Source organism: Dyadobacter sp. HNCC25DJ187 (assembly GCF_056895255.1).
Map to the genome: position 1 here is coordinate 2116426 of NZ_JBXHAT010000001.1, position 25464 is coordinate 2141889.

At 41.9% G+C, this 25464-nt stretch carries 23 protein-coding genes; 18 read left to right on the plus strand and 5 right to left on the minus strand.

What is annotated here, in order from left to right:
* The 11 genes from AC1XUE_RS08725 (at window position 1) to AC1XUE_RS08775 (ending at window position 9065) form a co-directional block, all read left to right on the plus strand.
* A complete protein-coding gene (locus AC1XUE_RS08725; protein ID WP_483355549.1) occupies window positions 1-1143 on the plus strand; it encodes an aldose epimerase family protein in 1143 nt (380 codons plus the stop codon).
* 129 nt (window positions 1144-1272) lie between these two features.
* Complete coding sequence (locus AC1XUE_RS08730; protein ID WP_483356010.1) at window positions 1273-1464, plus strand: DUF4160 domain-containing protein; 192 nt, start codon at window positions 1273-1275, stop codon at window positions 1462-1464.
* On the plus strand, window positions 1421-1810 hold the full coding sequence (locus AC1XUE_RS08735) for a DUF2442 domain-containing protein (RefSeq protein ID WP_483355550.1): 390 nt from the start codon (window positions 1421-1423) through the stop codon (window positions 1808-1810). The genes AC1XUE_RS08730 and AC1XUE_RS08735 overlap by 44 nt, the downstream gene beginning before the upstream one ends.
* Before the next feature lie 100 nt (window positions 1811-1910).
* Entirely contained in the window at window positions 1911-2534 is a 624-nt protein-coding gene (locus AC1XUE_RS08740; RefSeq protein ID WP_483355551.1) for a hypothetical protein, read from the plus strand.
* 182 nt (window positions 2535-2716) lie between these two features.
* On the plus strand, window positions 2717-3349 hold the full coding sequence (locus AC1XUE_RS08745) for a PspC domain-containing protein (RefSeq protein WP_483355552.1): 633 nt from the start codon (window positions 2717-2719) through the stop codon (window positions 3347-3349).
* A 61-nt stretch (window positions 3350-3410) separates the two neighbouring features.
* Window positions 3411-3596: a LiaI-LiaF-like domain-containing protein gene (locus tag AC1XUE_RS08750; RefSeq protein WP_483355553.1), complete on the plus strand. Its 186-nt coding sequence runs from the start codon at window positions 3411-3413 to the stop codon at window positions 3594-3596.
* Window positions 3597-3599: 3 nt separating this feature from the next.
* A complete protein-coding gene (locus AC1XUE_RS08755; protein ID WP_483355554.1) occupies window positions 3600-4619 on the plus strand; it encodes a LiaF transmembrane domain-containing protein in 1020 nt (339 codons plus the stop codon).
* 56 nt (window positions 4620-4675) lie between these two features.
* Window positions 4676-5407 carry a M15 family metallopeptidase gene (locus AC1XUE_RS08760; protein WP_483355555.1) on the plus strand — a complete coding sequence of 244 codons (732 nt, stop codon included), beginning with the start codon at window positions 4676-4678 and terminating at the stop codon, window positions 5405-5407.
* 213 nt (window positions 5408-5620) lie between these two features.
* Window positions 5621-6214 carry an RNA polymerase sigma-70 factor gene (locus AC1XUE_RS08765; protein ID WP_483355556.1) on the plus strand — a complete coding sequence of 198 codons (594 nt, stop codon included), beginning with the start codon at window positions 5621-5623 and terminating at the stop codon, window positions 6212-6214.
* Between the two features lie 2 nt (window positions 6215-6216).
* Entirely contained in the window at window positions 6217-7242 is a 1026-nt protein-coding gene (locus tag AC1XUE_RS08770) for a FecR family protein (RefSeq protein WP_483355557.1), read from the plus strand.
* Between the two features lie 32 nt (window positions 7243-7274).
* Window positions 7275-9065 (plus strand): STN and carboxypeptidase regulatory-like domain-containing protein, encoded by a 1791-nt coding sequence (locus tag AC1XUE_RS08775; protein ID WP_483355558.1) that lies wholly within the window; start codon window positions 7275-7277, stop codon window positions 9063-9065.
* A gap of 58 nt (window positions 9066-9123) precedes the next feature.
* Here the strand turns inward: AC1XUE_RS08775 and nadE are convergent, their stop codons facing one another.
* A complete protein-coding gene (gene nadE / locus AC1XUE_RS08780) occupies window positions 9124-11184 on the minus strand; it encodes an NAD(+) synthase (RefSeq protein WP_483355559.1) in 2061 nt (686 codons plus the stop codon).
* A gap of 208 nt (window positions 11185-11392) precedes the next feature.
* On the opposite strand from nadE, the gene AC1XUE_RS08785 reads away from it, so the two are divergent.
* The gene (locus AC1XUE_RS08785; protein WP_483355560.1) at window positions 11393-12628 is read left to right on the plus strand and encodes an ABC transporter permease; all 1236 of its coding nucleotides are present in this window, start codon (window positions 11393-11395) and stop codon (window positions 12626-12628) included.
* A gap of 319 nt (window positions 12629-12947) precedes the next feature.
* Here AC1XUE_RS08785 and AC1XUE_RS08790 read toward each other — a convergent pair whose 3' ends face one another.
* The 4 genes from AC1XUE_RS08790 to AC1XUE_RS08805 form a co-directional block, all read right to left on the minus strand.
* Window positions 12948-14123 carry a methionine aminotransferase gene (locus AC1XUE_RS08790; RefSeq protein ID WP_483355561.1) on the minus strand — a complete coding sequence of 392 codons (1176 nt, stop codon included), beginning with the start codon at window positions 14121-14123 and terminating at the stop codon, window positions 12948-12950.
* A gap of 118 nt (window positions 14124-14241) precedes the next feature.
* On the minus strand, window positions 14242-14850 hold the full coding sequence (locus AC1XUE_RS08795; protein ID WP_483355562.1) for a redoxin domain-containing protein: 609 nt from the start codon (window positions 14848-14850) through the stop codon (window positions 14242-14244).
* A gap of 116 nt (window positions 14851-14966) precedes the next feature.
* Window positions 14967-15458 (minus strand): NUDIX hydrolase, encoded by a 492-nt coding sequence (locus AC1XUE_RS08800; protein WP_483355563.1) that lies wholly within the window; start codon window positions 15456-15458, stop codon window positions 14967-14969.
* 21 nt (window positions 15459-15479) lie between these two features.
* Window positions 15480-16514 (minus strand): LacI family DNA-binding transcriptional regulator, encoded by a 1035-nt coding sequence (locus tag AC1XUE_RS08805; RefSeq protein ID WP_483355564.1) that lies wholly within the window; start codon window positions 16512-16514, stop codon window positions 15480-15482.
* Window positions 16515-16906: 392 nt separating this feature from the next.
* Between AC1XUE_RS08805 and kduD the strand changes: the two genes are divergently transcribed.
* The 6 genes from kduD to AC1XUE_RS08835 all read left to right on the plus strand — a co-directional run bounded on the left by kduD (window position 16907) and on the right by AC1XUE_RS08835 (window position 25460).
* Window positions 16907-17677: a 2-dehydro-3-deoxy-D-gluconate 5-dehydrogenase KduD gene (kduD, locus tag AC1XUE_RS08810; protein ID WP_483355565.1), complete on the plus strand. Its 771-nt coding sequence runs from the start codon at window positions 16907-16909 to the stop codon at window positions 17675-17677.
* A gap of 258 nt (window positions 17678-17935) precedes the next feature.
* Window positions 17936-18766 carry a 5-dehydro-4-deoxy-D-glucuronate isomerase gene (kduI, locus tag AC1XUE_RS08815; RefSeq protein ID WP_483355566.1) on the plus strand — a complete coding sequence of 277 codons (831 nt, stop codon included), beginning with the start codon at window positions 17936-17938 and terminating at the stop codon, window positions 18764-18766.
* Between the two features lie 262 nt (window positions 18767-19028).
* Window positions 19029-20351, plus strand: a complete 1323-nt coding sequence (locus tag AC1XUE_RS08820; RefSeq protein WP_483355567.1) for a hypothetical protein — start codon at window positions 19029-19031, stop codon at window positions 20349-20351.
* A gap of 374 nt (window positions 20352-20725) precedes the next feature.
* A complete protein-coding gene (locus tag AC1XUE_RS08825) occupies window positions 20726-23062 on the plus strand; it encodes a glycosyl hydrolase family 28 protein (protein ID WP_483355568.1) in 2337 nt (778 codons plus the stop codon).
* A 79-nt stretch (window positions 23063-23141) separates the two neighbouring features.
* Complete coding sequence (locus AC1XUE_RS08830) at window positions 23142-23486, plus strand: cupin domain-containing protein (protein WP_483355569.1); 345 nt, start codon at window positions 23142-23144, stop codon at window positions 23484-23486.
* Between the two features lie 90 nt (window positions 23487-23576).
* Window positions 23577-25460, plus strand: coding sequence for a glycoside hydrolase family 88 protein (locus tag AC1XUE_RS08835; RefSeq protein WP_483356011.1), 1884 nt, complete (start codon window positions 23577-23579; stop codon window positions 25458-25460).
* Window positions 25461-25464 lie beyond the last annotated feature (4 nt).

Genomic DNA, 25464 nt, shown 5'->3' on the forward strand with positions numbered 1-25464 from the left:
ATGAAAAGAATTACCTATTTATTCACAGCACTGGTTGGACTTGCTTTGGCCAGCTGCTCAAAAACCAATGATAAACAAGAGATGATCAGTACCATTTCGAAAGAAGTATTCGGAGAACTTCCCGACGGACAAACAGCAGATTTATATACGCTGACAAACAAAAACGGCATGACCGTGAATATCACGAACTATGGTGGTATTATTACGAAACTTACCGCGCCTGACAAAAAGGGAGAATGGGCAGATGTTGTGCTTGGTTTTGACTCCCTTGCTCCTTATCTGGAAGAGCATCCGTTTTTCGGTGCTTTGGTAGGGCGTTTTGGCAACCGTATCGCTAACGGAAAATTTACGTTGAACGGGACTGAATATAAGCTTGCGATCAATAACGGACCGAATTCTCTGCATGGAGGCATCAAAGGTTTTGATAAAGTATTATGGAAAGCGACTGAAGTAAAAGAGGATTCGACTGTAGGTTTGAAACTGGAATATACCAGCAAGGACATGGAAGAAGGATATCCAGGAAATCTCACTGTGACTGTGGTTTACAAACTTACTAACGAGAATTCGATTAGTATTGACTATACTGCAACTACCGATAAGGAAACTGTTATTAACCTCACCAACCATTCCTATTTCAATCTGACCGGCTTGAAACGTGATATTCTTGGTCATGAAGTAACTATTCTTTCTGACAGCATTGTGCCCGTAAACAAGGAGTTGATCCCGACAGGTAAATTAAGAGCTGTAGAAGGTACGCCGTTCGATTTCAGGAAACCTACTGTGGTGGGTACAGGCATTGACAAAACTGAAGATGAGCAAATCAAAAACGGTGGAGGATACGATCATTGCTGGGTGATCAACCGTACAAACAAAGGACTAATTCCTTTTGCAACCGTAAAGGATCCTGAAAGCGGACGTTTTATGGAAGTATTCACTACGGAGCCTGCCGTTCAGTTTTACTCAGGGAACTTCCTGGACGGAAGTCTGTCAGGTAAAGGTGCTACATTCTTTAAGAGATTTGGCCTTTGCCTTGAAACTGAACATTATCCGGATGCTCCTAATCAACCACAATTCCCAAGCACTTCTTTAAAACCTGGCGATACTTACCGCACTACCACAGTGTATAAGTTTTCAGCGAAGTAATAACTAAAATACAAGGAGGAACACAGACTATAAATTCATGTTCCTCCTTGTATTTTAGTATATGATTTTAATAGTTAATTTTATATGCCAACCGTTTTATTCTTACATGGATATCGTTTCTACTTTTTCATGAATGAGCATGAACCAATACATATTCATGTTTCAAGAGGGCAAAATGATGCAAGAATTATCTTGGTACCAATCATACAATTGTCCTACAATCATGGATTTAAGAAAAATGAGTTGCGTCAAATCATTGATATTATCATAGAAAATTATGAAACCATTATCAAATCCTGGCATGAAACCTTCAATCAGTAAAGAACTATCTGATATACTGGCCGATGATATGAATGAAGACATTATGGTATGTAATGATGAATTTGATAAGATTATTATTGAGACGAACTTAAAAATAAAGCACTTCGGTTTTTTAACAGATTTAGACATCGCACTATTCTTCTTAAATAATGGCCAAATCATTCAGCGTAAACTTTCTGACTTTCCTCAGCTACATAATGCCATTGAGTATCATCTCGACCAGTATCAGATTTCTGATTACGGTATTCACTGGCCCGAAATTGACTTTGATTTAAGTTTGAGAGGTTTTTTAATGGAAGAAGCTCTCAAATTAGCAACGAGTAAGTTAAGCTCTTATAGCACCTAATACTAGGTCTACATTCTGCTAATTTCAATTTGCTATAAGCAAAAAGCGTTACATTTTCAGAAGCATTGACTTATCTTTGCGCGATAAACTGTAATCGAATATGCTTACCAGAACCGTAAAGATCAGCAACGTTACTAACCTTTCCGATGCCCGCTACTGCGCTGGAATGGGTGTTGAAATGCTTGGTTTTTCCATTGATGAAGACTCCCCTAATTATATCAGCCCCAAGAAGTTTGAGGATATTTGTTCCTGGCTTGCCGGTGTCACACTGGTCGCAGAAACTGCACAGGAAGACCCTGCTAAAATCATTGATACATTAAGTCAATACCCGGTTCATGCTCTGCAGGTAGAAGATTCGGGAATTTTAAGCTATTTACACAGCGAGCTCAATCTTCCTTTATTGCTGCGTGTAAGTGTTGATACCTACGATGCTTCGGAAATAGAATCTATCCTAAGCAGGTATGAGTCCGACGTAACTCATTTCCTCTTGGAAAGTGACAGTGAAGCAACACTCTCAGAGGAGTGGATGCAGGTGCTGGGACACCTTTCCGAAGAATACCCGCTACTTACAGGTTTTGGTCTGGATAATGAATTCTCTGTCACCGCACTTACTGAAATTTTCCCTAAGCTTGGTATTGCACTCAGAGGAAGTGAAGAAATCCGTCCGGGTTACAAAGACTTCGGTAGTATGATGGATATCCTGGAAGCGCTGGAAGAACAATAGACAAGCTATTCTGTCTAATTAATGGTTAGAGAATGTATGACTATCAGCTCATCACCTGCTCGAAATTCAAGTTACCACTTAAAATAACCTTTCAACACGCTACATTACCGATAATAATTTTCCAGTTTTCAGTATCTTGCATTACCAACTACCTTTGATTGCAAATAAACACTGAACCAACTATGGAAAAGAAATTGCACAGAATCCCAGACCAGGCAGTATTTGGAGGAGTAGCATCCGGTATTGCTCAATATTTTCAGATAGACGTAGTGATCATCCGCGTTCTATTTGTAGTCATGTTATTTCTTCCAATACCTCCAAGCTTCGGATGGACAGGGATTTTATATATCATTTTATGGGCTGTGTTACCTACAGGTCCGTCTGTCCCATATAACAATACAGTAAGTTTTGATTCACATTCATTCAAACCGAGTGATCCGGCATCTGACAAGAAACGTTCGGATCAGACGATTATGATTCTGGGAGGAGCCCTGATTTTGTTCGGCGCCTTGATGCTGCTTGACGATCTGCCTATTTGGTACCAGATCAAATCTTATTTCTGGCCAATCGCACTAATTGTTGTAGGAGCATTTTTAATCCTGCGCCAACGCGACAAAGCTCAGGAAAGCAATAACAATACTGTATATCCAACCACTCCACCTCCTACAGAACCCGTAGATCCGGCACCTGTTGAACCGGAACCGCAGCCATATACACCATTTTCATCATCCGATTCACCTTCCCGATTTCCGGAAGATCCTGAAAATAAAAAGCCAGATGATGAAGATGATGATCGGATTATCAAGGTGAATTAAGCTGACCAGTTCCGGCCATCAACCATTAATAATTGATAACTAACCATTAAAACATAGCGCCATGAACTTTAAAAACATTTTCTGGGGAGTCATGCTGATTGTTGTCGGCGCCCTCTTTCTGATACAGGAACTTACTGATTTTGACTTCGGGAATTATCTGACACCCATTATCATGATCGTTGCAGGAGGCTTGCTTCTTGTTAAAAACTTTCTGAAGTCAGGAACATCAAACCATTCAAATATATAAGCCATGAAAACATCCAGAGGTATTGTATGGGGAGGATTACTGGTTTTGTTCGGTACGTTCTGGCTCCTGCGAAATATGAATCTGATACACATCCAGTGGAGCGAAGTATTGCCCTACTGGCCTGTACTTCTTATCGTCGCCGGTGTAGTACTTCTTATTTCCCGGACTGCAAGTGGCGCATCCGGCGGACTAGTTGCTTTGCTGATTACGCTGGCAGTTTTTGGCGGACTCGCGAATAAAACCAACGATAAGTTCAATAATCGTAATTGGAATTTTGACTGGGATGACGACGATCACCACGATAGAAGACACCACCGGGATAATGACAACGAAGATACCAGCGATGATGACAATGCATATCTGGAAGACCGGAGCCGTAAAGACGGGAAGGCCATCAACAGATCATTTCAGTATGAAATGGAGGAATTTGTTCAAAAGGCCACTCTCAACCTGGAAGGAGGAGCTGGATCTTTTTCTGTAAATGGCTATACAGATAAATTATTTGATGCTTCAACCCGAAGTACATTTGTAGGCTTCCAATCCAACACTTCGGTGAACAAGCTGGAAAACAGTGTAACTGTGAATCTGAAAATGGAGGAAGGGAATATCAAGATCAAAAATGGCAAAATGTCCAACGAGGCAAAAATCCGTTTAAATACCAAACCTGTCTGGACCATTGATCTTGGAATAGGTGCTGGAGAAGGGGATTTTGATTTTACCAACTACCAGCTTGAGAAATTGAAAGTGAGTACAGGCGTAGCCGATATGGATATTAAATTGGGAGACAAATATTCCAAAACAGATGTAGAAATTGAGGCAGGCGTAGCATCGGTAAAACTTGAAATTCCCAGAACAAGTGGGTGCGAGATGCGTTTTGACGGTGCACTTAATTCTAAAGAACTGGACGGTCTTGAAAAAATAAGTGACGGTTTATATAGAACCAGCGGATACGAATCAGCCGCAAATAAAATACAGATCAACTATGAAGGTGGACTTACCAGTTTCAAATTGAAAAGATACTGATCAGATCCTACCAAGTCCTGTTGCTCCGTTTACATTAATGAATATCTTTGCCGGCTATGGTAAAAGTTATTCATTTTTTTGTGCGTCCTGCACTTTTGATTTTTTGTAATCTGATTTTTCTGAGCAGCTATGGTCAGAAAGAAAATAAGGTCCGCTCAACTGCAAAACTTCCGGAGGTAGAACAGAGAATGATCAGCCAGGGACTCGTTGATATACAGGAGCTGGATCCGACTATCCTTGTCGATTTGAAATATTCTACTACGGATAATTTTGTAGGTAAAGATGTATACGGGGATCTTACACGCGCTTACCTGCAACCGGAGATGGGAGCTCGCCTTGTAAAAGCACACCAACTTTTACAAAAAGCCAAACCTGGTTATCATTTTCTCGTATACGATGCCGCACGTCCCAATTCGGTTCAATATGAACTTTGGAAAGCGCTCGACCTGCTCAAAATTCCGGAAGGCAGTAAAACGCAATATGTAGCAGATCCGAAAATAGGATCCAATCATAACTTTGGCTGCGCTATTGACCTGACGGTGGCCGATGAAAAAGGGGTTGCTTTGGATATGGGAACCAAATACGATTACTTTGGCCCCCTCGCCTACCCACGGTCTGAGGCCGAAATGCTGCGACAAGGCAAACTCACATCAAAACAAATTGCCAATAGAAAAATTCTGCGATCAGCCATGACACAGGCTGGTTTCACACAGAATACTACAGAATGGTGGCACTACGATGGCATGTCAAAAAAAGCTGCACGTGTACGATATGGCATGATCAAATAAAGTGCTGGCTCATACAGCTATAGCCCGAATCGTATTATCAACGAAAGCAGATAATTTCTTGCTCTGACTCTCATCAGCATAGGGGTTATCGTGTAGTGGATTGTCATATGACAAAATGAAATTATAACAGTGTCTGCAACCGCTCTTGTATTTAAAAATACTGTAATCGAAAGAGATTACCTATTTTTGGCCCCGAACCAAAAGTACAAAACATTGCACCCTACAGACCCGGATGTTGTCACTGCGATCAGGCAGGGTGATGAAAAGGCATTTGAACTGACCTTTCACAAATATTACGAGAGGTTATGCCACTATGCCTGCTCCCTGTTGAAAGATCAGGACGAGGCAGAAGAAGTGGTACAACACGTTTTCTTCACCATTTGGGAGAAACACACCGAACTGGAAATTACACTTTCTCTGAAATCATATTTGTACAGAGCAGTACACAATCATTGCCTCAACCGGTTCAAGCATGCGACAGTACGTGAAGCACACCGCGATTACAGCCTTCAGTTTTCGGCACAATCCTACGATCAGGTAACAGAGGCAATTCATGCCAACGAATTGGAAGAACGAATTGAAAAAGTGGTGAGCACGCTGCCAGAACAATGCCAGAAAGCGTTTCGAATGAGTCGTTTTGAGGAACTTAAATACCAGGAAATCGCTGACAAATTGGGTATATCAATTAAAACTGTTGAAAATCAGATAGGAAAAGCATTAAAAATCCTGCGCGTTGAACTTGCTGCATATCTTCCCTCCGTGTTCGTTTCTTTTTACCTGTTTATCCAACAACTAATCAAGCCGTAAACATGAAGAATACTCATGACCAAATACCGGAAGAGTTGTTGGCGCGCTACCTTGCCCAAACAGCATCTGATTCAGAAATACAACAGGTACAAGCCTGGCTGGCTATATCTGACGAACATGTACAAGAATTTGAAGGCTATAGAATTCTATGGGAACAAACCGAAAAAATACAGCGGGGAAAATTCCCTGTCAATACCGATCTGGCCTGGAACAAAGTGAAGAGCCGGATGGATTCTATTCCTTCGCAAACCGATGAAAGAGGTAAAGTAAAGCAACTGGACAGCACATCTCCGCTCATCACCAATAAGAAAAAACCGGTGGTATTGTGGGCAGCAGCAGTCATATCAGCAATAATGATGGCCTATGGTTGGTATATACTGCAACCTTCTGCAAATCAATCTCTTCAACTCGCAACAACTGAAAATACCAGAGAGGAAATTTTACCGGATGGTTCAAAAGTATTTCTGAATTATCATTCCACGCTTACATATCCTGAGCATTTTGATGGAAGGGAAAGAAAAGTAATACTGAAAGGAGAAGCCTTTTTTGACATACAGCCTGATGCTGCTCATCCTTTTATCATTGATGCCAATGGTACTCAGGTGCAGGTACTGGGTACATCTTTCAATGTGAAGGCTTATGCGGAAGAACCTGTCCGTATAGATGTAGAAACCGGTAAAGTATCAGTCACCAAAGGAGAAACGAAACTCAAACTGAGCAAAGGAGAAAGTGCTGTAGTAGTAAAGGATACCGTGAGAAGTATCATGCCGGATTTGAACAAAATGGGTTACAGAACACAGGTCTATGACTTTGTTGCTACCGATCTGGAGGATGTGGTTTCATCTATCAGAAATGGTTATCACATCGATTTAAGGCTATCTGACAAAAAGACCGCACAATGCAGGCTGACAATACGGTTTGAAAAAGAACCTGTGGATGCTACCCTGGGGGTAATTGCCGAGACTATGAATCTCAAAATCAGAAAAGAGGGAGATATCTACTGGCTTGACGGAAACAGCTGCCAGTAACATGTATGCTATCATCACAAACAATACCAGTTTTGAAGAATAAATACCTCTTTATCTCTTTCATTTTTAGCTTACTGCTCAGCATTCAGGCCTCGTATGCGCAGAATACTCTGGAAAAGAAAATTTCTATACGCATCAGTAACCAGCCCATAGACCAGGTTTTGCAGCGAATCGGTGGTTTGGGTGGTTTCAGTTTTTCCTACAGTCCTGACGCCGTAGACGTAAAAAAGACTGTTTCACTAAATGCCAGTAACCAGACTATCAGAGAAATTCTGAATGATATATTCAAAGGCAAAGTGGTCTTTAAAGAAAGGCGTAAGTATATTATATTACAAAATGCACCTGCAGAGAAGGAAGATGCTATACCAGAAAACTTCAATCTGAACGGCTATGTGATTGATGAAAAAACCGGAGAGAAATTAGCAAACGCGAGTATCTATGAATCTGTTACCTTGGCTTCCACCATCAGTAATCAATATGGCTTTTATAGAATAAGACTTCCGGTTTCAAAAACATCACTACGCCTCGAAGTAAGAAAAGAAGACTATATCGCCAGATCTATACCGCTGCCTGGCAGAAAGGATGCCTATATGCCCATTGGTCTGAATCCGGACACACTCAAACCGCTCGAAATCCAGGCACTGCGGATTAGCCAACGTGCTGATTCTCTGCATCAACTGATTACTATTCCTCAGTACAATTTACCTTCTTTGGATTCCGGTCAGATCGCCGAAGTTAGAAGAACAGATGCACTTCGTTATGAAAAACTGAGGATGACATATATCCATCTGCAAACAGAGGTTCAGAATGCCTTTGCATCTGCGCGGCAGGCTATCAATATCCGTAATATAACAGACACACTACATCGACCTTTCCAGGCCTCAGTTCTACCATTTTTAGGAACAAACCGGCAATTGAGCGGAAACATTGTCAACGACATATCGCTGAACCTGTTTGCAGGCTACTCCTTGGGTGTCAACATGTTTGAACTTGGTGCATTTCTGAATGTAGTAAGAGGAAATGTGACCGGATTTCAGCTGGCTGGTATCGGTAATGTGGTAGGAAATGACGTCATCGGATTTCAATATGGGAGTATGGTCAATCTTACACTCGGTAATTTTACAGGCTTTCAGGGTTCAAACCTGATCAATTATACAGGACGTAATTTTCGTGGTTTTCAGGTTGCAGGTGTTGGCAACGTAGTCGTTGGCACCCTGACGGGTTATCAGCTTTCAGGCGTATATAACTATGCCCACACCGTTGAATCGGGGCATCAGATCGGTGCAGTTAATTATGCTAATTATTCAAAGACTATCCCATTCGGGTTCTTTAGCTTTGTCAGGTACGGCGGGTATCGGAGATATGAATTTGGCACCAACGAGTTCGACCGTTTCTCCTTTCATTTTAAAACGGGCGTATCTCGATTCTATAATATTTTTGCGCTGGGCATCAATGGTTTTTCTGACCGAAATCAGATCGGAACAATAGGATATGGATTCGGAACTGCTCAAAATCTTGGAAAAGGATGGGGTATTAATGCGGATTTAACTGCAAACGCTGTTTTATTTAAAGGTCAGAAAATAGATGATGTACCAGCCGGACTATTTCGGTTTTCTCTAAGCGCTGAAAAAAAACTGGGATCCCGATTTGCCTTCTTTGCCGGTCCTTCAGTAAACTGGTATAGTGCATCCGAATCAGGACGGATCGGTATTTCCGATCATGTGCTACGCCCGTCCTGGCTCGGGAGAAAACCTGATAATAATTCTAAAAACTATGGTTGGGTAGGTATTCAGGCGGGTATCAGGTTTTGCAACAAAATGTAAAAATATATGGCTGGTCCATCTGTAGGCCAGCCATATAGTGCGTTTATCCTAGGTCAAATTAAAATCCTATTCTCTTTTTACTTCCCGCATTCATATTCCCCTGAACGTACTCGCTGAGCTCTTTAAGTTCCTTATCGAAGCCACCAGACAAAATCGGGAATCGACACCATGAACGGGGGTCCAGATTCCGATCATCCAGGTGAAATGACGGTGCATACCGCTCGCGTTTCCACTGATTCCGACTCCATAATCTGAAAAACCGCTCAGTCCAATGATGAATTCTTTCTATCTCATACATTTCTCTGTATCGAACCAACATTCCTTTAAATGATTCGATCGGCGATTTTTTATCGCGAATAGCCAGTTTCTCCAAAGCATCCAGGAAATCATAAGGCATCAAATCAACTTCGTCCGTCTGATTTTGATCCAGAGGTCTTAGTTCCGCAGTAGGTTGTAAGCTGTTGACTTTACGCAAACCTTCGATCTTGATATGCTTTCCCTTCACCTCACAGCCAACGGTTTCCAGCCAGCGCAGCCAAGACCTCAGATAATGTTTATCAATACCAGCCAATGGGCTAATACTCCCGGATGTATCACCATCCATAGTTGCATATCCAACAGCTACTTCCGAACGGTTAGAGGTAGCCAAAAGCAAATGATTGGAAAGGTTAGTCAGCAACCACACGCCCGGAGCACGTACCCTCGCCTGAATGTTTTGCAGGGCAATATCATCATCATCCCAACTTAATTTTCTGTCTATCTGCTCTTCTATCAAACCTCTGTAAGTTTCAACAAGACCATTAATATTGATGTTATAGAATTTTGATCCAATGGAAAGCGCCAGTGACCGGGCCGATTCCAGTGTATCCTCAGAGCTGTTTTCTGTTCCCTGATAAATATTCTGAATCAAAACCAATGCCATATCTTCCTCTGTCTGAGCTGACTGTACTCCTTTAATATAGGACAGCTTTTCCTTTACTCTATCAATGCCGATACTTTCATCAGCAAGTCGGATCATCAAACCACATAATGCAGTGCATGCACAGGAATCAGCTCCACCTGATAACGATATGGTAAAACCATTCGAACGGCTCTTTCTTAGATAGTCGAAAAGTCCAAGACAAACCGCTCTAGCAAATTCCTCTTCCTTAATAGCTCCTCCCCTCTCAAATGGCTCCATATCTGCTACCTGAGGTATTACAGGCTCAATATCCGGAAACTCGAATCGGCCAGTGGCCAGCCAGCTTTTGTCTTTGGTGGGTGGTGCAATGATATTCTGAATCTGACTTAATCTTGTATATTCCGTATCAATCACAGCGGTCGTCACAAGAAAGTCTTCATAACTGAAACGCGGACTGCTTACCAGCAATTCTCCGTTTGTAGCCACCATTGCATCACCGTCATAAATAGCTCTGCCCGCTTCGTTTCCGAGCAAATTGGTATAGATGTAAGTACACGCAAATGTTCTTGAAGCATCCACTACTAATCGCTCTCTGGTCATGAACTTATTGAAAGCAAAATGACTGGCGCTCGGATTCAGGATTATATCCACTCCACGCTCGTAATGTCTGCGGGCAGGCCGATTGGCTACCCATCCATCTTCACATATCTCAAAAGCAATTCTGACACCTTTGGAGCCACCTTGCAGCGGACTGCCAGCCAAATCAAAAATAACATCTCCAATCGGATACGTCATTTGATTGATTTCTATAGCATCTACTACTCCCTGCTGCCAGGGACGGAACCATCTTGCTTCGTAGTGAATACCATTATTGGCAAGATTCTGTTTACAATAAAAACCGACGATCTGCTTATTTGCGATCAGGCAGGCAGCATTGTATAAGCTATTGTTATGCCTAACCGGCAAACCTACCGCTACTATAATCCCACTTGTTTCATGTACAATATCCAGAAGGCATCTCTCAGCCTGCTCCACCAGATCAGGCGCAAAGAAATAATCTTCACAACCATATCCTGTGATACAAAGCTCCGGCAAACACAACACACTTACATTTTGTTTCCGTGCTTCCTCAATTGCAGAAATAATATTTTTTGTGTTGGTGTCCCAAGACATTGGTGTCTGATTCACCACACCCGAAGCAACTTTAATTTGTGGCATATAATATGCGATCTGTTGTAGAATCGTGAAAAATCAAAAAGAATCCGTCCGCAACTTAACAAAAATTCAGCATAAGGAGTTGTCAGAAACCTATCCTACATCTCCCGCTCCCTCTTCTATCTTAGATATTCGATAAACCAAAAAGAATTCCGAGGGCATATTTTTGCTATTTTTGCCGATAACAAAAAATTTAACCGATTCACTACCCTTGCAATTTCCCTCATTCATCGCCAAACGAATTCGCCATAATGAGGCAGGCTCATTTTCTGCAACGGTGTCCCGTATCGGAACAGCCAGTATTGCCATAGGCGTAGCAGTAGGCATCATCTCTTTTGCGGTGCTCTTCGGATTCAAGCAAACCATACAGCAAAAAATATTCCTCTTCGGTGCACATATCAATATTAGTGCATTTGTAATGGGAAATACTTATGAGGAAGGACCGCTTAATATTCACAATCCCATAGCCGAAGAATTACCCAAAATTCCGGAAATAGCACACTGGCAGGTAGTCGCAAAAAAATCAGGTATACTCAAAACGCCGGATGAAATCAAAGGAGTGGTGCTGAAAGGAGTAGGCAAAGATTATGATTGGGAGACGTTTGGAAAAAATCTGATAGATGGCCATTTACTCACTTACAAGGATTCCTCATCAAAAAATTACGGTTATTCTTCCGAGGTAATTATCAGTCAGAAAATAGCATCCCAGCTCAGACTCAAGTCAGGAGATGATGTGATTATGTATTCACTTCAGAACCCGCCCCGCCCGCGTAAACTCACCATAGCAGGAATTTACGATACGCAGATGGAAGAATTTGACGACATTCTGATGATCGGCGATCTCGGATTGGTGCAAAGGCTCAACAACTGGGGACCCGATTCTGTGGGTACCTATGAGATTTATGTAAAGGATTTCGAAAAATTAGATGAGGTTTCCAACAGATTAAGAAAAGTACTTCCACCCGCAGTATATCTTCAAAAGGTAACTACCAGTTTCCCCCAGATCTTCGACTGGCTTATCCTTTTGGATCGAAATACGGCTGTATTTCTTGGGCTGATACTCTTTGTAGCATGTTTCAATATGATCTCCATTCTGCTGGTGATGATCATGGAAAGAACACCCCTGATCGGCTTGCTAAAAACATTGGGCAGCCCGAACGGACAGATCCGGATGATCTTTTTTCAAGTGGGTTTACATATGGTAAGGAAAGGCTTGCTAATAGGAAATGTCGTAGGACTTCTGTTTTGCTGGTTGCAGCACGAATTCAATCTGATCAAATTGGATCCGGTAAATTATTACATGGACACTGTACCCATTGTATTCGACTGGCCGGTATTCGCGCTTGTCAATATAGTAACCATTGTTGTATCTGCACTTATTCTGATGATACCAACACTTATCATCACACGTATTCAACCCATTAAAGCTTTGCTATTTAAAAAATAGCCTTAGAAAAGTAATCGTTTCAGCAAGCTAAAATCCGTTAAGAAAAGAGCGACCGGATGAAATTGAACTTTGTTGAAATCCTGAGCCAATGGTTTCATTGAGCATAATCTTATCACCACGTAGCCATTCAACTAAGTTACTTTCATTTCAAAATACCTGAAGTCTTTCTGTTTGTTAAAATATAAAATTTCAGGTTTTGCGCCCACTTGCAATGGGATGCTTTCAGGTTACCTGTAATTAATTGTTTTCATCTTAACCGAAATTTGTCATGTGAATATGGCGACACTCTACCGTATGACAAACAACTTACATGAATGTTCTACCCCTTCCAATGCACTCTATGTAATAATTCTGCGCCTTTGGAAAGCGTATCATCATTTTTAGCAAAACAAAACCTGAGCACTCTGTAATCCGAATTGGAATAATAAAATGAGGAGATGGGTATCGAAGCTAAACCTGCTTCTCTGGTTAATCTTTCAGCCAAAGCCAAATCATGCTCATCCGACAAATTTCCATAATAGACATTCTGGAAAAAACTTCCTTCTGATGGTTTTACGATCAATCCTGTGCCGTCAATTGCTTGTATGAATAAATCCCTTTTAGCTTCATAAAATGCGGACAGCTCCAGATAATGCCTAGGTTCTGACAAATATTCAGCAATGGCGAACTGGGCAGGTGTATTCACACTGAAAACAATATACTGATGGATCTTCCTGAATTCTTCAGTCAATGATTTGGGCGCCAGACAGTAACCTACTTTCCAACCTGTGATATGAAAAGTCTTACCAAAGGACCCGCATACAAATGTCCTTTCCGCAAGTGCCGGGATGGATGAAGCTGAAACATGCTTATGGTTATCGAAAATAATATGCTCATACACTTCATCACTGATCACCAGTACATCGTGCTTCTGAGCCAGTGCTCCAAGCTCCTTCATATCCTCTTCAGACCAAACTTTCCCCGTAGGATTGTGTGGCGTATTGATAATGACTGCCCGGGTTTTTTCAGTGAAAAGTGCCGCAACTTCAGTCCAGTTAATCCGGTTGTAGAGCGGACTTAGTGTAACAAAAACCGGAATACCTCCATTCATTTTAATAGCCGGCACGTAACTATCATAAGCTGGTTCGAACACGATGACCTCGTCACCTGGATGCACTATTGTACTAATGGCTACATAAAGCGCTTCAGTAGCCCCGCTCGTGATCGTAATCTCGGTTTCAGGATGATAAGTAAGTCCGCAAGCATTGTATACTTTTTCTGAAATAGCTTCCCGCAGGGGCATAATGCCTGCCATAGGAGCATATTGATTTTTCCCGGAGCCAACATATTTCCCCAATAGCTTCTGAAGCTCAGGCGAACAATCAAATTCCGGGAATCCCTGAGAAAGATTAATAGCGCTATACTCCTCCGCCAGTTTCGACATATGGGTAAATATAGTTGTCCCTACTTCGGGAAGCTTTGATTTCAGGATTACCCCTGTGTCTGAAACACTCATTTCCGATATGATATAAACTTCTAAAAAGACAAAAAAAAACCGTATCACATTTATCCTGCTTCAAATATAACTGATAGCAGTGAGCGTGATACGGATGTGCATCTGAGATTATATCAGACTATTTTTTATTCCTCCATGAATACACCTGCTTCAATATGGCTTTTATATCAGGCTGATGGTCAAAATTTTCGTCCACGAATGTATACGAAATACGTCTGTCCTTGCCAATTACAAATAAAGAAGGTGTGAATACCTCCTCCGATATACCTGCAATCCGATCCCAAATGGGTGAAGTTTCAGAATATACACCATACGTTCGCGCTACATTCCGGTCATGGTCGTGGTAGATAGATAATTCAGTATCCAGCTTTTTTGAAAGACGTTCAATACGCTTGGGCGACTCATTGGATAATATGATCAGCTGACCGCCCAAAGCTTCTATTTTTGGTGCCATTTCCTGCAGCATACGAAGATGTTTTGGTGCGTAGCTTCCCCAGCAGGTGCAATAAAAACTCAATACAACGGGACGTATTCTAAGTAATTCTATCAACGATCGGGATTCATTTGAGCCGGATATGGAAGTGACCTGGAAACCTTCATCCGGCTTCAGATAAAACAGTGGCGCAAAATCACCTGGTTTGATCACCTCTATCTCTTCCTCTTCATGTCTTTCCCGCAGTTGCAGTGTGGAAACGTTGCCTACTTCATCTTCAATTTCGTAATACATAATTGCCAGGGTTGAATTAGATATGGGACAAATATATATTAAGACTACTTAACCTACAAAGTTAATAGGGTATTATTTTTTATTTCTATTTTCTCGTTAGTCGTTACAAGAAAAATTCAGACAATATGAAGATCCTTAAAATCCAGAGAAATATGTCTGGTAGCATGGGTGCCTCTGATCATCTCTGCGGTGATAAAATCCGGATAAACTTTAATTTCATGGAGCCTGTCAATAGAATGCCAGTGAAACTGCAAATGTGTATCCGCCTCGATGGTTTGGAAATCTTCCTGGCTTATGGAATCCGGTAGCAGCATTCTGTAGTAAAAGCCGATTTCATGGTAGCGTCTCCCATTGTATCCAAAAAAATTCTCAACAACCCACATCAGATCTGTCACATCTGCCTGGATTCCTGTCTCCTCCATCATTTCGCGAAGCAGTGTATCCTTTGTAAATTCAAATATATCTACCCTGCCGCCAGGCAAGCTCCAGAAATTGTCAGAAGGAGTTTTATGTAGCAAAATCTGATTATTGAAGATAGCAACACCGGCCACGCGGAAATTGAACAAACCACCTTCTAATGGCAGACTGATGGTCTTTGGACCATTCATAACATTGAAATTTATTGGATATTACTCATTACGACTTTTGGCAGAAGACTCACGTACCATCAATGAGGCTTTGAACGACCGCGTTTCGAACTTGCTGTTCTTTTTGGGGTTTTCTATGAGCCCGATCAGAAGTTCTACTGCCTGCTGTCCCATTTCCATAGCAGGTTGCACGACGGCGGTAAGAGGAGGATTGAGTAAATCAGCCACACCAATATTGGTAAAACCGACCAAGGCAATTTCTTCCGGAATCCGTATGTGGTTTTTATGTAATACCGACAAGCAACCAGACGTAAGCCGGTCACTGGCAGCCAGGATAGCATCAGGTGGCGCCGGCATACTCAGTAATTCAAGCACCGCAGCTTCATTCTCTGTTGTGAGTTTTCCGCCATGATGACAATACTTCACATATGATTCATCAAAAGTTATACCATTATCTTCCAACGCTTTACGGTAACCGGCAAGCCTTTCTGTTGTAATAGAAAGGTAAATCGGGCTGGTGATATGTGCAATTCGCCGTCTTCCCGACTGAATCAGATGCTCTGTGGCTTCATAGCTTGCCATGTAGTTATCCACGACTACCTTATGCGTTTCGATATGATTAGGAACCCTGTCAAAAAAAACGATAGGCAAGCCTTTCTCTATCAATTCCTCAAAATGCACAAGATCGGTGGTAAGACTTGACAGCGAAACCAGTAAACCATCTACTTTCCTGGATACCAGATAATTTGTATTTGCTACTTCCCGCTCATATGACTCATTACTTTGAAAAATAACTGTATGGTAACCTAAACTATAAGCGATCGACTCTATTCCATTGATAAGCTGTGAGAAAAAATTGTTGGCAATTTCAGGAATAATAACACCTATCGACTTACTCTTGCTATCTCTCAGACTTAGTGCAATCGGATTAGGCCTGTAATTCATTTTTTCCGCATACTCCATCACCAGCTTCTTCGTCTCAGCATTAATCTCATAGCTATTCCTCAACGCACGGGAAACCGTGGAAGTAGATAAATTGAGCGCACGGGCTATATCTTTTATTGTAATTGTCTCCAAGGGGAAGTCAAATTAATCCAAATCAATAAGATAAAAGTTTTATATTTCTATCCTAATAGGGAATATACTACATTTTTCAGTAAACAGATCCCAATTATATGCTTTCAATTCAATAGTGCAAATAAAACGTGATCCGTCCTCAGTTGTTATCAACTAAGACGGTGCCTTACAGAGAACACCCCGATTTCAGTTTAACCAATAATCATAAATCGACACCTGAAATTTAAAATCCGGCAACGTTCCCGGCAACGTGTGCACATAAAAAGCCAATTTTATATTTGATATTTATAATAAATAGCTCTAAAATCGCCGCCGATGAAAGTAGATAACTTATTCAAACGGAGTTAATCAACTCTTTTTTACTTCGTCAAAACCATTTCAAATCATATTTAATGAGCATTACGGATCAATTCAACCTTACAGGAAAAACCGCACTCGTAACAGGCTGCAACCGGGGTATAGGAAAAGCAATGGCTGAAGCACTGGCCGAAGCCGGTGCAGATGTAATAGGAATTTCATCATCCTTACCTGCCGGGGAAAGTGACATTCAAAAAGCGGTAACCGGTGCAGGACGTAAGTTTTATGCATATCAGGTGGATCTGAACAGTCGTGAAAAACTGTATGCCTTTATCGAACAGGTTAAAAAGGATCATCCGAGGATTGATATTCTGGTCAACAATGCCGGAATCATCTTGCGCCAGCCAGCTGCAGAGCACTCCGATGAATATTGGGATCAGGTATTGAACATCAATCTGGATGCTCCATTTATCCTTTCGCGCGAACTCGGCAAGGAAATGGTGGCACGCGGCTACGGAAAGATTATATTTACTGCATCTTTACTCACTTTTCAGGGGGGAATCAATGTTCCCGGATATACGGCTTCTAAAAGTGCGATAGGAGGACTTGTAAAAGCACTCGCCAATGAATGGGCAGGCAAAGGTGTGAATGTAAATGCTATTGCTCCAGGCTATATCAACACCGACAATACAGAAGCATTGCGGAATGATGCTGTCAGAAGTAAATCAATACTGGACCGGATTCCTGCAGGAAGATGGGGATTGCCGGAAGATTTTAAAGGACCCACCGTATTTTTGGCATCTGATGCTTCCAACTATGTCAACGGAATCACACTGACCGTAGACGGCGGATGGATGGGGCGGTAAGTATCCGGTCTGCACGAAAATAGAAGTTAAGAATGAAGAATGAGAAGTCAGGCTTCGGTCTGCACGCCCTCAGGCGGGCTGAACGAAAATAGAAGTTAAGAATTAGGAATGAAGAAGAGAAGTCAGGCTCTGTTTAGCGGACTGAACGATTGATGACACAACATGCCAGAATTCCTTTTAATCACTTTTCAAAATAGATAGAAAAACAGGTTTGGCAAAAAGCTGACAGCTAATAGCCCACCACTCATAGCTAACAATATGCAAATAAGATTTGAAAGTAGTCGTAAGGAAGTTTCCCAAATGGATACTGCGAGCTTGCGCGAGAATTTTTTGATAGAGAACATTTTTGAGACTGATAAGATCTCCTTCGTTTACTCTCACTACGACCGTGTAATGATCGGAGGAGCGATACCAGCCAATGGTCCTGTGAAACTAGAAACGTTTGATTCGTTGCGCGCGGAGTATTTCCTGGAAAGACGCGAGATCGGTATCATCAATATTGGTGGAGACGGACAAGTAATTGCGGATGGAGAAACCATCAATATCAGTAAACTGGGTTGCGTATATGTAGGTAAAGGAACCAAAGAGGTGATTTTCTCAAGCGCGGATGCAGCTAATCCTGCAGCATTCTATTTACTTTCCTCACCAGCGCATCACACCCACCCTACCCGCCACTTCTCCAAAGAAGATGCGACACCCGTGACAGTAGGCAGTATGGAAACATCAAATCACCGTACAATTTACAAGTACATCCACATGGACGGTATCCAAAGTTGCCAGTTGGTGATGGGACTAACCGTATTGCAGACCGGAAGTGTATGGAACACCATGCCATCGCACGTGCACGATCGCCGTATGGAAGCATATTGCTACTTCGATGTACCTGCAGAGCAACGCGTACTTCACCTGATGGGTGAACCATCTGAAACCCGACACTTATGGGTAGCTAACCGCCAGGCAATCATATCGCCACCATGGTCAGTGCACTCAGGATGCGGCACATCCAACTATTCTTTCATATGGGGAATGGCCGGAGAGAATAAGGACTATACGGACATGGATGCCGTTTTGATTGGGGATTTAAGATAAATTACATTACTTTTATATTATCAGAGCCGAATAAGTCTTTATGACTTATTCGGCTCTGATGCTTTTTGGCTGAGACAATCTAATCAGATTCCAATGTTGTTTTGTCAACTGTGAACTTCCAGCTCGCCTATAATAAGTACCTGGTAAATTGGATAACCATTCCACCTGACAAAACAGGAACCAGACTCAAAGCAATTCTGTAGAGAGCGTATTTTGATTTACTAGTTATTTACCTGATGAATAACTAGCTAATTGCCTGACCATGAAAAACATATTCTTAATTTTAATCCTATTCATTTACAGCAGCAAAAAAACGTATGCTCAATCTGAAACCGATGCCCAACCACAACTAACAGATAGCTTAATCTCAGCCAAACCTAAATTTCAGCAACAACCCGGACTGGCGCTGGCTGCTTCAAAAATATTTTTCTCTGATAAAAAATGGTCGATCAGTGGCTTTGGCGAATACAATTATGTTCCTGTACAAAATAATGTAAACACCAACGTTGGAGACCTGGAACTTTATTATTCAGGATTGTACCGGCAGGCCGTTTTCTTCGGTTACAGGCTTACAGATAAGTTGATTTGGAACTCAGAATTTCAGATAGAATTTCTGCACTATAAAAACCAGGAAACCCATCATGAAATTGTCGTGGAAGCATTCGTTGACTATCTTTTTAGAGATTATCTCAAAGCAAGAATTGGATTTTATCCGCTAACGATAGGTTATGTAAACAACAATGACGAACCTGTCATGTTTTATTCAGTGAACCGTTCTGAAGTAGAGCGGCTGATAACACCATCCACCTGGATAGAATTTGGCACTATGTTTTATGGAAATGTATTCAAAAACTGGAGCTATGCACTTGGATTCTCCCAAGGCCTGAACAGCCAAAACTATTTAAGCGGAAGCTGGATAAGACAAGGAAGAGAAATCCGATTTGATGCTCCAAAATCCCTTTCTGTTAATCCACAAATCAATTATCATGGTGTAAAAAATCTGATGCTATCCGCGTCAGGATACTATGGAAATTCCGGACAAGGAAACACGATAGACATTACCAACACGCCAAGGGAAATCAAAGGAAGAATCAATTTAACATCCGCCTACGCCAAATATGACTGGAATAATTTCAGATTCGTAACCGTAGGAACATACGGCACGCTTGGGAATACAGAAGAAATATACCAGCAAACCAAGGATGAAAATGGAGAAAACGGCCAGGTATTGGGCAAAAAAACATACGGCTATTTATTTGAGCTGGGTTGCGACATATTACCATATTTACAAAGAAACAGGAAGAATAAGACACACAAAAGCAACTTCCTGTTTGACAATCAGGATATGAAATTGAGTCTCTTTACCCGATATGAAAGATTGAATACCCACCATGCAATACATCCGGATTTGGTAAGTCTGACAAGAACAGAAAATAACCTTGATATACTTACGGTGGGAGCAAATTTCAATACAAGAGAGAATATCGTTTTAAAAATGAATTACCAGTATAGGAAGAACAAATCGAATTTCGACCCAACACCTGTGAAGAATATCATAGAAACCGGAATTGGATTCATTTTTTAAATGCAACACAAAAATGAATGAAGATTCTCGGTGGATGTTACCTGGCATGCGAAGCACAATCGTGTAACCAGATCACTTTTACTAAAAAGAATGCAATGTGTAGGCGACCTACAAACACATCTTGGTAAAATTCAATTTATACACGATTACAAAAAGCCTTCTTTAAAGGTCAAGAGGAGAAATAAAACCCTCAAATCAGCTCCGTTTCGCTATTCCGGCCCTGTGTTCATTCTCTGGCAACGTTCCCGACAACGATTGCACAATTAAACACAATTTAATGTTTGATAATTATAATTAATACATCTAAACTCGTCTTACCCACCAGATCACTACGTCCGGTGCCTATCATCTTTGTATTGAAATAAGTCAATTGCATGAAAAAATTATTCCTACTTTCCCTTGTCATATTCTTCGCTTTCCGCCCGGCTGAAAATCGGGTTCAGGTCTTTTTGATTGGTGATTCAACTTTGTCAAACAAAAAACCAGGAGATGCACCTGAAACAGGCTGGGGAATGGTACTGCAGGATTATTTTAATGATGATCAGATAACCGTTCAAAATCATGCACAGAACGGTAGAAGTACAAAAAGTTTTATTAATGAAGGTCGCTGGACAGCTGTTTTGAAGGATTTAAGACCTGGCGACTGGGTGTTTATTCAATTTGGCCACAACGACCAGAAAGATAAGGATACCAGCCGTTTTTCTGCACCTAATACCGACTATCGCAAAAACCTGACCCGCTTCGTGAAGGAAACACAGGCAAAAGGAGGAAAGGCTGTACTAATTACGCCGGTTATGCGCAGAAGATTTGATGAAAAAGGAGTATTTTTCGATACACATGGAGATTATCCTGCTGCCGTAAAAGCTGTTGCCAGCGAATTGAAAGTTCCGTTAATTGATCTCCATTCCAAAAGTGGTGAAATAATCAGGAGTATGGGACCGGAAGCTTCAAAGGAACTTTTCATGCATTTAGAAGGCGGTATATATCCGAAGGCACCCAAGGGGCTGATTGACGACACGCATTTTTCCGGATACGGCGCATCTGTGATGGCAGGCATCGTTGCAGACGGAATCAAAAATCAGATTCCGGACCTGGCCAAATCTCTGAAGCATTTCGGTACAACTGACAAGTATGTTTATGAATTACCCAAAGTGCTGCTACCTGCATTCAAAAAAGATACTTTCAATATTATCCAATACGGCGCTAAAAGTGATGGTGTTCAGCTTAATTCTGTAGCGATCAATAAAGCCATTGATGAGTGCTCTTCAAAGGGTGGAGGTACCGTTCTGATTCCTGACGGTTTCTGGCTGAGTGGCCCCATTGTTTTGAAAAACAACGTTAATCTGCATATATCAAAAGGTGCGTTACTTCAGTTCAGTGATAACTACGACGATTACCCGGTTGTGAAAACGAGCTGGGAAGGGCTGGACGCTGTTCGCTGTCAGTCACCTATCAGCGCTACCAATGCAACCAATATCGCCATTACAGGTGGCGGTATTGTGGATGGAGCCGGACAGGTATGGCGGGCAGTAAAAAAAGACAAACTAACCGACGGACAATGGAAAAAGCTGGTCGCTTCAGGCGGTGTTCTTGATAAAGATCAGCGCATCTGGTACCCAACGGAAAAATCACTATTGGGAAACAATACAAAAGGGGCGGGAAATGTTGCTGCCGGATACAATGAAAGTAATGTGGCTCCTTTCAAGGATTTCCTTCGCCCGAACATGGTTCGTTTCACAAACTGTAAAAAGATCTTGCTTGATGGTGTAACATTTCAAAACTCTCCGGCGTGGAATCTTCATCCTATGCTTTGCGAGCACATTACGCTTCGCAATCTGACGGTACGTAACCCATGGTACGCACAAAACGGGGATGGTGTCGATCTGGAATCATGCAAGTTCGGAGTGATTGATAACTGTACTTTTGATGTGGGTGACGATGGTATCTGTATCAAGTCCGGCCGCGACGAAGAGGGACGTAAACGCGCCGTACCTACTGAAAACATCATCGTTCAGAACTCGACGGTGTTCCATGGCCATGGCGGATTCGTGATCGGGAGTGAGATGTCGGGCGGGGTTAAAAACATATTCATCACCAACTGCAACTTCCTTGGAACAGATGTAGGTCTGCGTTTCAAAACGGCCAGAGGCCGCGGTGGCGTAGTAGAGGACATTTTTGTTTCCGATATTAACATGACCAACATTCCCGGCGAAGCAATTCTATTCGATATGTACTATATGGCAAAAGATCCTGTTCCGCAACCAGGTGAGAAAAACGAATTGCCTGTGATGAAGTCGGAGCCTGTCAATGACGGCACCCCTCAGTTCCAGAATTTCAATATCCGTAATGTTGTTGCCAAAGGTGCTGAAACCGGAATTATGGTACGCGGATTACCTGAAATGAGTATCAAAAATATTACAATCGAAAATGCCGTACTGCTGAGTAACAAGGGTTTTGTATGTATCGAAGGCGAAAATATCAATCTGAAAAACGTAACGCTGCTGACCAAGGACAAAACGGTCATGCAGATTCAGAATAGCACTAACGTAACCATGGATGGTATACAATACGCGGAAGGAAGAAATTTGCTTTTGAATGTTTCCGGCGACAGATCTAAATCCATTAAGCTGATTAATACAGACGAAAAGAAAGCAAAGAAGGCAGTTCAGTTTGGTGGAAACGCGACTGAGAGAGTTTTTAGCAGGAAGTAGTCAAAGACCACAAGAAAGTTCTCGCTCTGATTAGCCATAAAGGCCTGTCATCTCAAAATTTTGATAAAAGAATCTAATCATGTTTCAAAAAGAAAACCAATTCATCACCGATAATGACATTCCCTGGGAAGATCTTGGTGGTGGTGTGAAACGTAAAATCATGTCCTACGACGAAAATGTGATGATGGTAAAAGTCGCATTCGAAACCGGTGGAATCGGAGCACTGCACAGTCACTATCATACACAGATGAGCTATGTGGAAAGCGGTTCATTTGAAATGACCATCGGAGAAAAAAAAGGAATTCTTAAAACTGGTGACGGATATTACATTCCACCCCATGTGGTACACGGCGCACTCTGCCTTGAAGCCGGTGTTCTTATTGACATCTTCACACCGATGCGGGAAGATTTTGTAAAAGAATAGCACATCTCAGTTTACAACCTAGCACTTACATCGTTTATAATGAAAATCAGTACACCGAACTTCAAAAATATAGCATTCCTGATCATTGGCATGTTGGTATCTATCGGATCTTTTGCTCAGGATATACCGTGGTCGAGACGTATGACCGACTCATTCATAGCACGCCACAAGGACTCCATTTTAGTTGGTAAAAACACGAAAACCAGGTGGGACTACGAGCAGGGATTAATGTTGAAGGCCATTGAAAAAGTATGGTACCGCACCGGTGAAGGAAAATATTTCGATTACATCCGGAAAGATATTGATCAGTATGTGAATAAAGACGGCAGTATTCGTTCCTATAAATTTGATGATTTCAATATTGATAATATACCTCCGGGACGTGCTTTGCTCACTTTGTATCAGCAAACGTTGCCAGACAAAGAGAAATATAAAAAAGCGGCTGATTTACTTTGGAAACAATTGGAAGAGCAACCCAGAACCAAAGAAGGCGGTTTCTGGCATAAAAAACGCTATCCGAACCAGATGTGGCTGGATGGACTTTTCATGGGTGAACCCTTTGCTGCTGAATACAGCAAGATTTTTAATCACCCGGAGCATTTTGACGACATCGCAAAACAATTTGAGCTAATTGAAAAGTATGCCGTTGATGAAAAAACCGGACTTGTATACCACGCTTATGATGAAAGCAGGGAACAGCAATGGGCTGATAAAAAAACAGGTCGATCTCCTCACTTCTGGGGACGGGCTATAGGATGGTATGCCATTGCCATCGTTGATGTTCTGGACTATTTTCCTGAAGATCACCCCAAGCGTGCTCAACTCATCAGCTACATCAAAAGACTGGCACCAGTGTTGGCCAAGTATCAGGACAAATCCTCCGGTGTTTGGTACCAGATCGTAGATCAGGGCAACAGAGAAGGTAATTATTTTGAAGCATCAGCGTCCTGCATGTTTGTATATGCGCTTGCAAAAGCATCACGCCTGGGATACATTCCTGAAACCTATGCCGCTACTGCGAAAAAAGGTTTTGATGGTATTATCAAAAATTTTATTGAAGTAGAAGCGGACGGACTGGTTAGTCTTGACAAAACAGTGAGTGTCGGTGGACTTGGAGGCAATCCCTACCGTGATGGTACTTACGAATACTACCTTAGTGAGCCAATCCGCAAAAATGACCTGAAAGGAGTTGGTCCTTTTATCTTCGCAAGTATCGAAATGGAGATTGCAAAGGAAAACACTGTGGGCAAAGGTAAAACCGTAGGACTGGATTATCATTTCAATCGTGAATTCAGAAAAGGCCCGAATGGTCAGCAGGAACAATTTCACTATACATGGGAGGATAGATTTCATTCCGGCTTCTGGCTGTGGGGCAATACTTTCCGTGAGTTGGGAGCAAAAACTGTTTCAGTACCGGCCGCTCCTACTACTGAAAACCTGAAAAATCTGAGCGTTTATATCATTGTTGATCCGGATACAAAAAAGGAAACGGCCGAGCCCAATTTTGTAGAACCCAAAGATATAGCAGCTATTGAAAAATGGGTAAAAGCAGGTGGCGTGCTGGTGTTGATGGCCAATGATACTGCAAACTGTGAAATCCCTCATTTCAACCAACTTGCAAAAGTATTTGGTATACAGTTCTCTAATAAAAACCGTAACATGGTACAGGGGACACAATTCGAACAAGGCCGCCTTGATATTCCAAAAGGAGATCCGATATTTAAAACTGCCTCCAAAATCTACATCAAGGAGCTTTCTCCTCTGATCCTGACATCACCGGCCAAATCCGGACTGACAGATCAGGGAGACATCATTTTCGGGATTTCAAAATACGGAAAGGGTACAGTATTCGCGGTAGGTGATCCATGGCTGTATAATGAGTATACCGACGGCCGCCGGATTGATACCAGCTTCGAAAATTTTGAAGCCGGAAAAGACCTGGCCAACTGGCTTTTGAAACAAGCTTCAAAATAAGGAA